The sequence below is a fragment of the Mediterraneibacter faecis genome (assembly GCF_055383675.1).
On the sequence record NZ_AP043803.1, the window covers coordinates 474468 to 486657 of the forward strand.

Sequence of the window (12190 nt, forward strand, 5' to 3'; positions counted from 1 at the left end):
TATAAATGGCAGTTCAAAATAACGCTAACATTGGTTTTGAAAAACAAATATGGGATGCGGCTTGTGTTCTTTGGGGACACATTCCGGCAGCAGAATACAGAAAGGTTATCGTAGGACTTATTTTTTTGCGTTACATATCAAGTGCATTTGAAAAACGCTATCAACAGCTTGTTGAAGAGGGGGATGGCTTTGAAGATGATAAGGATGCATATGCGGAAGATAATATTTTCTTTGTACCAGAGGATGCCCGTTGGAGCAAAATTGCTTCTGCAGCACATACTCCAGAAATCGGCACTGTTATAGACGATGCAATGAGAACTATTGAAAAGGAAAATACAACTCTTAAAAATGTGCTTCCAAAGAATTATGCAAGTCCAGATTTGGATAAGCGAGTATTAGGCGAGGTTGTTGATCTTTTTACCAATGTGGATATGGGCGATACAGAAGAAAGCAAAGACCTTCTTGGCAGAACATATGAGTATTGTATTCAACAGTTTGCGGCATACGAAGGTGTTAAGGGTGGCGAGTTCTATACTCCTGCAAGTATTGTTAAAACAATCGTTGCTATTTTGAAACCATTCAAAAATTGTCGTGTATATGACCCATGTTGTGGTTCAGGTGGTATGTTTGTTCAGAGCGCAAAGTTTATTCAGGCACACAGCGGCAAGCGTGGAGAAATCGCTGTTTATGGTCAGGAGTCTAATGCTGATACTTGGAAGATGGCAAAAATGAATATGGCTATTCGTGGCATTGATGCGGACTTTGGACCTTATCAGGCAGATACTTTTTTCAATGATTTACATAAAACGCTTAAAGCTGATTTTATTATGGCAAATCCACCATTCAATCTTTCTAACTGGGGACAAGATAAGCTAAAAGACGATGTTAGATGGAAATACGGAACTCCGCCAGCAGGAAATGCTAACTATGCGTGGATTCAGCATATGATACACCACCTTGCACCGAACGGGAAAATCGGTCTTGTACTTGCTAACGGTGCGTTGTCCTCTCAGTCCAGCGGCGAGGGAGAAATCAGAAAGAACATTATTCAGGCTGATCTTGTGGAAGGTATCGTCGCTCTGCCGACTCAGCTCTTTTACAGCGTTACCATTCCTGTTACGCTTTGGTTTATTACCAAAAACAAAAAGCAAAAAGGTAAAACCCTGTTTATTGATGCCCGCAAGATGGGGTATATGGTTGACCGTAAGCACAGGGATTTTACTGATGAGGATATTCAAAAGCTGGCAGATACATTTACGGCATTCCAAGAAGGTACGCTTGAAGATGTCAAAGGCTTCTGTGCTGCCTGCGACCTTCAGGAAATCGAAAAGCAGGACTTCATTCTGACACCGGGCAGATATGTTGGTATTGAAGAAGTCGAGGACGACGGAGAACCATTTGAAGAAAAGATGACACGCCTTACATCAGAGCTTTCAGATATGTTTGCAAAGTCTCATGAATTGGAAGAAGAAATTCGTAAGAAACTGGGGGCGATTGGGTATGAAATGTAAGTTGTCGGATATTTGCGTTTTTCGTAAGGGGAAAGTTGATGTGTCAAAACTTACCTTGAAAACATATATATCTACTGAAAATATGTTGCCAAATAAAGGAGGGGTTACGGAGGCAAGCTCTCTTCCCACAGTTCAGTTAACTCAGGAATATAAAAAAGGAGATATCCTTGTATCTAACATCAGACCATATTTTAAAAAAATATGGCAAGCGAAATGTGATGGTGGTTGTTCAAATGATGTTTTAGTATTTCAAGGAAATTCAAACATAGATGGAGATTTCCTCTACTATATACTTGCTAATGATGATTTTTTTGCCTATTCAATGGCGACTTCAAAAGGCACAAAAATGCCAAGAGGCGATAAGACTTCAATAATGCAATATGAAGTGCCGATATTTGATATAGATACTCAAAGAAAAATAGCAAGTGTTTTGAGGAGCTTAGATGAAAAAATAGAACTGAATTCTACGATAAACAATAATTTAGAGCAGCAAGCTCAGACAATCTATCAGCAAATGTTTATAGATAATGCTCGTTCTGATTGGGCAGAAGGCACTTTAAGTGATATTGCTGATATTACAATGGGTCAGTCGCCAAGTGGCAGTAGCTATAACGAGGACGGAACTGGCACAATTTTCTTTCAAGGTCGTGCGGAATTTGGATTTAGATTTCCGTCAGTTCGTCTATACACCACTGAACCTAAACGAATGGCACGGTCAAATGATACTTTGATGAGCGTTCGAGCACCGGTAGGCGACTTAAATGTCGCTCATATGGATTGCTGCATTGGTCGTGGACTTGCTGCCATTCATTCTAAATCCCACCATCAATCCTTTGTTCTTTACACGATGTTTTCTCTCAAAAAACAGTTAGATGTTTTCAATGGCGAGGGAACGGTTTTTGGTTCTATCAATCGTAATTCGTTGAATGATATGCCAATTTTTATACCGCCTGATGATATTTTGGACGAATTTGAAAGGATTGTAGCACCGATGGATTTAACCATTCGCAATAATTACGATGAAAATTGCCGTTTGCAGGATATTCGTGATACCTTGCTTCCTCGTTTAATGTCTGGCGAGCTTGATGTTTCCGACATCGACCTTTAATCCGCTAAATTATTGTTTACCATACTTGAAGTGTTTTGGCTTGCAGTGCAAGGGGTAGTTGCACCAATTGCTATTTCATCGCTTGTAGTCTTATTTACTGTATCTGTTGTCAAGATAGTGATAAAAGCGAAGGGAGGTGACGCAATGGGAAGTAAAGTGAAAGAATTCGTATGTGTAAATTTTGATATTTTATATACTATGAGCGCTAATTTGGCAGGTGGTGCGCTGCTAGCCAAAACACTTCAAGGGATAATCGTTTAGTTTGCAAAGGAGTAGATAAAGTGGCATATAAAGAAATTGATGAATCTAATATAACATTGATTGATTCAGTTAGTTCTTTTATTGAAATGATAAGACAGGTAAAAGAGACTAAGGAAGCTCAAGACGGAACTTCTACTGAATTATATTTCAGAGGTCAGGAGACTGAATTTTGGGATATTGAGCCGAGCATATTTAGAGATGATATGTTAAGCATTGAACATAAATTGATGCAGATACCATTGCAGAAGTCACCAACAGAATTTAGGGACTTGAATTCGATGTTTGATATTATGACGAAGTACCAGCATTATGGGATGTGTACTCGTCTTTTGGATTTGACTACGAATCCGTTGGTTGCCCTCTACTTCGCATGTAAAAAACATGGTGCAGTAAAATACGTTACAGAAGATGGAGAAGTGGAAAAAGAACCATATGGAGTGATTTATTACACGGACAAATACTACTCATCTCAATCCACAGATATTGAAATTCAAATCGTGTCTGCCTTGGCGAGTTATGATTTGGAAAAAGAAAATACTTTGTCTGATGTTCTTGAAAGACTATATCATGACCGGATTATAGACGAAAGAACAAAGGATAATTGGTTAGTAAATTACGGAGAGTTTGTAAAAATAATACAAAATAACTACATGGTAATGCCAACTTATACAAATGAAAGATTGAGAAAGCAAAGTGGAGTATTTTTACTGACAAGCCTATTTTCTTTTAATAAAGAGAATGAAGTCAAGAATTCTGTTATATCAAAAGCAAAGGGAAAACTAAAAGAAGAATTTAGCGATACATGTTTTTATATTTCAGGAGAAGATAAAGAAAATATTTTAAAGGAACTAGATCTGTATAACATAAATGAGGCTACTTTGTTTCCTGAATTAGAGCATCAATTAAGTTACATAAAATATGCAAATCGTAATCTGGTTAATCCTGTTACAGATTTTACAAAATATGAAGAAGAGTCTGCAAGCAATAAGCAGGATATAGGTGTAAAACAACCGGAACTTGAACAATACATTCTTGATAATTTCGATGATCAATTTAAAGATATTATAGGTGAAGAAGATGTTAGGGAAGTATTAAACATAATAAAAGAGCATTTTACTGTTGATTGGTATAAGCGTAATCCAATACTCAGTAAAATAAATATGTCTATTACAGGATATTATTTTACAAAATGTCAACCTAGGAATGTTGCGAAGCAAAAGGCAGAACAGATTGTGGCATTATTAAAACAAATGGTTGAAGATTTTATTACAGCAACGGATGAGAGAGGTGAATAAAGTGTCAGCTAATTATACGGAAGCTAATTATGAAAATTCTGTTATAGAGCTATTTAGAAATGATTTAGGCTATGAATATGTTTATGGTCCGGATATAGAAAGAGATTTTTACAATCCGCTATATGAGGATGTTTTGCTTGATTCTCTGTATCGTCTTAACAGAGATCTTCCTGATGATGCCATTCAGGATGCTTTATTTAAGCTTAAAAATTTTGAAAATGGAGAACTTGTGCAGAAAAATGCTGCATTTATGGACTATCTGCAAAATGGCATTCCAGTTAGATTTTTTGTAGATGGTGAGGAGCGTTCCTCTATCGTTTATCTTGTTGACTACAAAAATCCTGACAATAATTCATTTATCATAGCGAATCAGTGGACTTTCATTGAAAATAGTAATAAGCGTCCGGATGTAATTCTCTTTTTAAATGGCTTACCGGTTGTATTGGTTGAGTTGAAGTCCCCTTCGCGTGAAGAAACGGATGCTTCAGAAGCATATAGGCAGCTTCGTAATTATATGCAAGAAATTCCATCTATGTTTATTTATAATGCTATCTGCGTTATGAGCGACCAACTGACATCTAAAGCAGGTACAATCACTTCAGGCGAAGACCGTTTTATGGAATGGAAAACTAAAGATGGAGATTATGAGAATACACAGTTTGCACAGTTTGATACTTTTTTTGAGGGGATGTTCAACAAAGAGCGACTTCTTGATATTATAAAGAACTTCATTTGTTTTTCAAATGAGGGTATTAACTCATTCAAAATTCTTGCCGGATATCACCAGTATTTTGCAGTCAGAAAAGCAATTGAATCCACCAAACGTGCTACTGTTACGGATGGTAAGGGCGGTGTGTTCTGGCATACACAAGGAAGTGGTAAGTCACTTTCTATGGTATTTTATGCACATTTGTTGCAAGAAGCATTGGATAGTCCAACGATAGTTGTTATCACCGATAGAAATGATCTTGATGATCAGCTTTATGGGCAATTTGCAAAGTGTAAAGAATTCTTAAGACAAGAGCCGATACATGCTGAAAGTAGAGAAAACTTAAAGTCTTTGCTTGCTGGCAGACAGGCAAATGGTATTATCTTTACTACAATGCAGAAGTTTGAAGAATCTCATGAAGCATTGTCGGAGCGAAACAACATTATCGTTATGGCGGATGAAGCACACAGGGGACAATATGGATTGGCTGAAACTGTTGATGCCAAAACTGGTAAGATAAAAATTGGAACAGCACGAATTATCAGAAATACGTTGCCTAATGCTACATATATAGGATTTACAGGTACTCCTATTTCATCAAAAGACCGCAGTACTCGTGAAGTATTTGGTGATTATATTGATATTTATGATATGACACAGGCAGTTGAGGATGGAGTAACAAGACCTGTTTATTACGAGAGCCGGGTTATCAAGCTTAACCTTGATGAAGATACTCTTAGGTTGATTGATAGTGAATATGACATTATGGCTGAAAATGCTGATGGAGAAGTAGTTGAGAAAAGCAAGCGTGAACTTGGTAAGATGGAAGCTGTTCTTGGCAATGATAATACTATCAATTCACTTGTCTGTGATATTCTTGACCATTATGAGAATAACAGAGAGAATCTTTTAACAGGAAAGGCAATGATTGTTGCTTATTCTCGTCCTATTGCAATGAAGATATACAAGCGTATCTTAGAACTTCGTCCTGCATGGACTGAGAAGGTTGGAGTTGTTATGACTTCTGGTAATAATGATCCGGAAGAATGGAGAAAAATTATTGGCAATAAACATCATAAGGATGAACTTGCTAAGAAATTCAAAGATAATAACAGCCCTATGAAGATAGCAATTGTTGTTGATATGTGGCTGACAGGCTTTGATGTTCCTTCACTTGCAACTATGTATGTCTATAAGCCAATGTCTGGACATAATCTCATGCAGGCTATCGCTCGTGTAAATCGTGTGTTTCGTGATAAGGAAGGCGGACTTGTTGTAGATTATGTTGGAATTGCGTCTGCATTGAAACAGGCAATGAATGATTATACTTCTCGTGATAAAAAGAATTATGGTGATACTGATGTTGCAAAGGTAGCATATCCGAAGTTATTGGAAAAGCTTTCAGTCTGTCGGGATATGTTCCACGGATATGATTACTCGAAGTTTACAGGTGGAACAGACCTTGAAAGAGCAAAAACTATCAGTGGTGCAGTCAACTTTATTATGGACAGAGAGAAAGTGGATGATAAGGACTCATTTGTAAAAGAAGCACTTATGTTGCATCAAGCATTGTCGCTTTGTTCTTCACTTGTTGATGAAGGAAGTCGATTTGAAGCAGCGTTCTTTGAATCGGTGCGTGTTCTTGTCCTTAGACTTACAAATACGGGAGTTGGCAAGAAGATTTCTCTTCCAGAAATGAATGCAAGGATAAATGAGCTTTTAAAGCAGAGTATTAAGAGTGACGGTGTTATCAATCTTTTCTCAGATATAAAAGAGGAATTTTCACTGTTTGATCCGAAGTTTCTTGAAGAAGTTGCTAATATGAAAGAGAAGAATCTTGCGGTTGAACTTCTGAAAAAATTAATTGCAGAACAGGTTTCAGTATATCGCAGAACTAATGTAGTTAAATCTGAGAAGTTTAGTGAAATCATGCAGCGTTCGCTTAATGCGTATCTTAATGGTATGTTGACAAATGAAGAAGTTATTGAGGAAATGCTAAATCTTGCAAAACAGATTGTAGCAGCCAAAAAGGAAGGCGACAAGCTTGGGCTTACTGCTGATGAGCTTGCCTTCTATGATGCATTAACGAAGCCACAGGCAATAAAAGATTTCTATGAAAATGAAGAATTGATAGCAATTACAAAAGAACTTGCAGACACTCTTCGAAGAAACAAAACAATTGACTGGCAGAAACGAGAATCAGCAAGAGCAAAAATGCGTATGCTTATAAAGAAACTGCTGAAAAAGCATAAGTATCCGCCAGAAGGTATGGAAGATGCAGTCCAGACTGTTATGACTCAGTGCGAACTTTGGACGGATAATAATGATATGGGAGAAGAAAAGGTTGTAAACTTTCGAGACAAATCAATATCATATGCTGAATTAAATTATGCGCCCATGATGGTTGCTGAAAGCACAGCAACATATGGAGAGAAGAAATAACCACGGTACAGAGTATAAAGATATATTAGACAAACTGACTAAAATTTTTAGCTATGGAACACCAAAAGATGATAGCTGAGTGATATCTAATATGATAAAAAGATTTATGGGAAAATCATCAGCACTGGAATTAGTCAATGAAATTTTAATGCTTACTAAAATGAATTGGAATAGTGGTGATGGATTATATAAAATATTACCTGTAACATTGGATTTTGCTAAAGCATTGTCACGCGTTGCTAAGCAAGATTTAGTGGTTTATGACAGACCTTATAATTTTAGATATTTTATGTAAGTATTATCAATAATCAAGAATGAAATTTGTTTAAAGGAGTGATACTGCATGATTAATATATATACAGAAAAAAGTAATTCAAAAGACTGGATATTTCACAATGACTTGTACTTCAACCTGAATACAGGCAATGAAGAGATGTCACAAAAAGAAATTGATTTGATTCAACAAGTGGATGAAGCTAAGCTGACACCAGACAAGCACATAGAAACAAAATATGGTTTGGGCACAATCCGAAATTTATCATCAGGCTGCAAGACATTACTTAATATTGTGAAGCATCCCGATAAAGTGGTAAATGTTGAGGAATGTGGTCCGAATGTTCTTAGAATCATTTTTACTATGGATAATATTAAGATTTATATGTCAAGACCAACGCTTTTTGATATTCCGGATGATGCCAAAATCAGATTTAATGATTCTGATATAGTTACCGGTGGCAGAGGATATAATGCTTGGTGGAGTAAGGAGTATCAAAGGAGAGAAGCAGATGATTTATAAGAATATAACATTTAAAGCAGCTCCATTTTCATATGATTTGACATTTGATGACAGGATTACTCTTGTTGGTGGAGATAGCGGTACAGGTAAAACAGTACTTTATGAAATGCTGGAAGATATAAGATTGACAGACGAATACAAAGCAATCAAGCTATTTAACTACAAATCAGATGATTTTTTAGAAGCAATCAAACAGTGTAGAGATAGTTTTATTGTGATAGATAATGCAGATTGTCTGATTAATGATGATGTCAGGAGATTCATTAATTTTGAATTGTCTAATCAGTATATGCTCTTTTTACGAAATTGTGACGGACTCAATGTATCTGATAAGAGCTTTAAGGTGCTGAAGTTTGATAATAACAGGATAACGCTGGAAGAGGAGTTGTGATATGAGATATTTATGGACAGAGGATACCGGTGCAGGGCTTCACTTCTGGAAATTAGTTAATCAGCTTTTCTTTGACAATGAGCTTGTAGTTGAGAGTAAATGGAGCAATCAGGGTTTACTGGATGCATTAATAGACTTGGAGACTGAAGATGGAGATGAATACTTCGTTGCGTTTGATTATGTGGTTGATAATCAGGACATTCGCAACAAGTATCGTATGTTGAAATCAATAACAGATAAGTCAGAAGGAAAGATTGTAATTCTGGATATGATTTGTTTTGAGTACCTGATTCTTGCATTTGATAAGCTGGTAGAATGGACAGGAACTGGAAAGACCGATAAAATAAAAATCCGTGATAAAGTTTTGGCGGCAGTTGAGAGTCACAGAATCGATTTATCAAAGATTGATGATGAGAAAACATTACAGTATATAGCAGGTTTTAAGAGATATTCTACAGAACGTGTGATGAAGTCATTGGTTGGTGAATTTACACAAAATGAAAAGTGGTCTGTTAAAGGGACTCTTATGGGTGAATGCTGGTATAAAGATTGTTGTGTGTCAGAGCATACGGATAATCTTAGGTGTGGTAAGCCTGAGGTTGAAAGTGGGGATGAGAAGATGAGGATGCTGATACGGTCAGAGAAAGTACAAAGGCTAATGAGAGATATTACTTTGAAAGAATAGTTTAATAAGACTATATTTTTCATAATGCATAATAAATGATACATTAATAACACAAATTTTTAGCAGAAGAGCAAAGGGAAATGTGAATGCAGGAAACAGTTGATGTTTTGAATAGAGGACAATTTATTGATATGTTATATCAGCTTGTCAACACTATGTCAGATTTAAAACAAGGAAAAATATTTTCAATTGATGGAACTTGGGGATATGGAAAAACTTATGTATTAGAAGAACTTGAGAGAAGATTATCTCCTGTTGTTAATGAAGAAACCTATGATGATAAATTTTATGTTTTTCATTATAATTGTTGGCAATATGATTATTATGAAGAACCTTCTGTTGCGATAATATCAGCAATGCTAGAGACCTCTGAAAATTCACTAGAACATAGAATTAACAAAGTGGCAAAAGCAGGTTGGGAAACAGCGAAAGAAATATTGACAGACGTAGCTGGACAGTATGTAAAAAATAAAATAGGTGTTGATATTGTAGAAACAAACATTTCAAAGTGAAAAGACGGGCATTGATAATCAAAAATTTAAATTTGATCAAATGTTTGCATTTAAGAAAACTTTAGATGAAACTAGGGAAAAACTTAAACGAATGTCGGAAATAAAAACTGTTGTAATAGTTGTAGATGAACTAGACAGATGTATGCCTGAATATGCAGTTAAAGTTCTTGAGAGACTTCATCATTTATTTGAGGGTATCCCCAATACAATTGTTATTATGGCTGTTGACAGTAAACAACTTGAGAATTCCGTGAAAAAAATCTTTGGAAATGCAGTTGATACAGGTAGATATCTGAGAAAATTTATTAGCTTCAATTTGGAATTAGGCGTGGGAGAGCTTCAATCTAAATATGTAGAAAGATATAATTATTATTTTGAAAAATTTGAGGAAAGGGATGCGGCAGCAGAGGAGTTACAAACATTAGTTACTTTGTGCCAAATTGACATTCGAAATTTGAATAAGCTAATTGAAAAATTGGATATAATTCACACACTTGCATTTAAAGGGAAAATGTCAGAATCAGTTTTATGGTTTGAATTAATGTGGGGAATGATAAAATATAAAATATCTTTACCTAATAAAGAAGGAAAATATAGTGATTGGTCTGATGATTTGTATTGGCTACCTGAAATAGACCATGCGACCTATGGAGGGCTAGTTAACTATCTTTCTAAAGATATAATTGAATATTTAAAAGAGAAAAAGAACATTGCTATGACACATACAAGAATAATAGGAATGAATAGTGAAGAAATAATGGTTTCGAATGATTTCAATGGAGAGGCATGGCATATATTAGATCAGCTTTTGGCACATAAAAAAACGTTATATATGGACCCTGTTAATCAAACAGTAGATATTGATGAATGTAAGAAGTTTATTGAATTTGCAAAAATATTATGGTAGTCTAAAATTCAGTAGGTTCATATCTCAGAATAAAATTAGTTAATTTATATGTGGGCTATAAAGAAATAGAGTTGGCAGATTTGATAAAAAATCTTGAAAATATTATTCTGGCAATTTAGCTAAAGGAGCGGAATGAATTTGTTATTTAACTTGGCATATTGAATTATATGTCAGGTTAAAAGCCAAGTTAGATGTATAATTAGAATAATTCGATGCCTTTTTCAACGCATAAAAAGCGACGAAAAAAGCGATGAATTATTATATCAATCAAAAGAAAGTTAAAATTGATGTCAGATTAGTTCAAAACCATAATGAAGCTACATAAACTTAATTAAATTCATTCATAGCATCCACATATTCCTGTAATCCATTAGGTTTACAAGCCAATTCAGCATATAGCAGAGGACTTTCCTGTGCCAGCCGATATAGATACGCGATATCATCAGGTATATCGAGCGAGACGGCTGAATTGCATTTTTCACAACTGATAGTAAGAGGCGTGCCGGTATATGTATCATTGATGGCATTAACAATAACAGAATTTGTATCAGGTTCATACATACCAAACAAGTAACAAGGGTTATTTTATTTCATGGTGTTCTCCTTCCCACAGATACTTGGCACAATCAAGCAGATCAATGATGGCTGTAAGCATATTGTTATAGTCGGTTTGCAGTTCCTTGATTTCATCGCTTGTAGGGAGATTGTTTAAAGCTTGATGTTCACAGCATTCGGTAAATGTTTTCTGCATTTTAAGTAATTGCAGATACAGAGCATTAATAGTCTGTACAAGATATCCGGATAGAGCAGTGCTTGAAGGGGTAGTAAATGCATTGATTCATAGAAATTATATGGAGATAGGCAGCGAAGTCCATATAGATATGTTTGATGACAGAATTGAAATATATTCACCGGGTGGAATGGTAGGCGGAATATCTTTAGAGGGAAAAGATTTATTGAAAATTCCATCAAAGCGAAGAAATCCGATATTAGCTGATATATTCAGCCGCTTGAAGTACATGGAGCGTAGAGGTAGTGGATTTAAGAAAATATTGGCAGACTACGAGGGTCAGGTTGAATTTGACGAGACCAAGAGGCCAGTCTTTGATGCAGATAATGATGATTTTACATTGACTTTGTATAATCTGAATTATGGCACTAATTATGCAACACAGGTGAATGAAAATGTCATAGAAAATGTCATGGAAAATGTCATAGAAATTTCGGAAGAAAAAATGAAGCAGTTAATGCCAGAGTATTCTAAGAAGAAGCTTACTAAAGCATGTGAGATCCTAAAAATGATTTCCGAAAACCCGAATATTTCTATTGATGAATTAAGAATAGCCTTAGATGTCACAGATAGAACAATTGCTAGATATATATCAGAATTAAAGGATAAAGATATCATAGAACGAAAAGGGCCAGATAATGTTGGTAAATGGGAAATTAGGTAGGTAAATGACAGTAAATTTGGCACTCAATGTGACACCCAAACTTTTACTCAAGAATATTCCGAAGTTAGTCTCAATGAAGTTTCTCGAGATTTGAGACTGAGGAGGTTCAAAATCATGGA

The 12190-nt window shown here is 35.6% G+C and carries 11 protein-coding genes; all 11 read left to right on the forward strand.

Annotated features, from left to right (window positions below):
- Positions 1 to 5: 5 nt before the first annotated feature.
- The 11 genes from ACZ47Z_RS02290 to ACZ47Z_RS02340 all read left to right on the forward strand — a co-directional run bounded on the left by ACZ47Z_RS02290 (position 6) and on the right by ACZ47Z_RS02340 (position 12071).
- Positions 6 to 1511, forward strand: coding sequence for a type I restriction-modification system subunit M (locus ACZ47Z_RS02290; RefSeq protein ID WP_464525823.1), 1506 nt, complete (start codon positions 6 to 8; stop codon positions 1509 to 1511).
- On the forward strand, positions 1501 to 2619 hold the full coding sequence (locus ACZ47Z_RS02295; protein ID WP_083475064.1) for a restriction endonuclease subunit S: 1119 nt from the start codon (positions 1501 to 1503) through the stop codon (positions 2617 to 2619). The genes ACZ47Z_RS02290 and ACZ47Z_RS02295 overlap by 11 nt, the downstream gene beginning before the upstream one ends.
- Positions 2620 to 2900: 281 nt before the next feature.
- On the forward strand, positions 2901 to 4175 hold the full coding sequence (locus ACZ47Z_RS02300; RefSeq protein WP_054752102.1) for an FRG domain-containing protein: 1275 nt from the start codon (positions 2901 to 2903) through the stop codon (positions 4173 to 4175).
- A 1-nt stretch (position 4176) separates the two neighbouring features.
- The gene (locus ACZ47Z_RS02305; RefSeq protein WP_464525824.1) at positions 4177 to 7326 is read left to right on the forward strand and encodes a type I restriction endonuclease subunit R; all 3150 of its coding nucleotides are present in this window, start codon (positions 4177 to 4179) and stop codon (positions 7324 to 7326) included.
- 91 nt (positions 7327 to 7417) lie between these two features.
- Positions 7418 to 7621 (forward strand): argonaute/piwi family protein, encoded by a 204-nt coding sequence (locus ACZ47Z_RS02310; RefSeq protein WP_157050412.1) that lies wholly within the window; start codon positions 7418 to 7420, stop codon positions 7619 to 7621.
- Between the two features lie 48 nt (positions 7622 to 7669).
- Positions 7670 to 8122 carry a DUF4869 domain-containing protein gene (locus ACZ47Z_RS02315; protein ID WP_054752108.1) on the forward strand — a complete coding sequence of 151 codons (453 nt, stop codon included), beginning with the start codon at positions 7670 to 7672 and terminating at the stop codon, positions 8120 to 8122.
- Complete coding sequence (locus ACZ47Z_RS02320; protein WP_054752109.1) at positions 8112 to 8513, forward strand: hypothetical protein; 402 nt, start codon at positions 8112 to 8114, stop codon at positions 8511 to 8513. Before ACZ47Z_RS02315 ends, ACZ47Z_RS02320 begins: the two co-directional genes overlap by 11 nt.
- A gap of 1 nt (position 8514) precedes the next feature.
- Positions 8515 to 9198 carry a hypothetical protein gene (locus ACZ47Z_RS02325; protein ID WP_054752112.1) on the forward strand — a complete coding sequence of 228 codons (684 nt, stop codon included), beginning with the start codon at positions 8515 to 8517 and terminating at the stop codon, positions 9196 to 9198.
- Positions 9199 to 9284: 86 nt separating this feature from the next.
- Positions 9285 to 9710, forward strand: coding sequence for a P-loop NTPase fold protein (locus ACZ47Z_RS02330; RefSeq protein WP_464525825.1), 426 nt, complete (start codon positions 9285 to 9287; stop codon positions 9708 to 9710).
- Between the two features lie 40 nt (positions 9711 to 9750).
- Positions 9751 to 10617 (forward strand): P-loop NTPase fold protein, encoded by an 867-nt coding sequence (locus tag ACZ47Z_RS02335; protein ID WP_464525826.1) that lies wholly within the window; start codon positions 9751 to 9753, stop codon positions 10615 to 10617.
- Between the two features lie 809 nt (positions 10618 to 11426).
- Positions 11427 to 12071 (forward strand): ATP-binding protein, encoded by a 645-nt coding sequence (locus tag ACZ47Z_RS02340; protein ID WP_464525827.1) that lies wholly within the window; start codon positions 11427 to 11429, stop codon positions 12069 to 12071.
- The last annotated feature ends 119 nt before the right edge of the window (positions 12072 to 12190 follow it).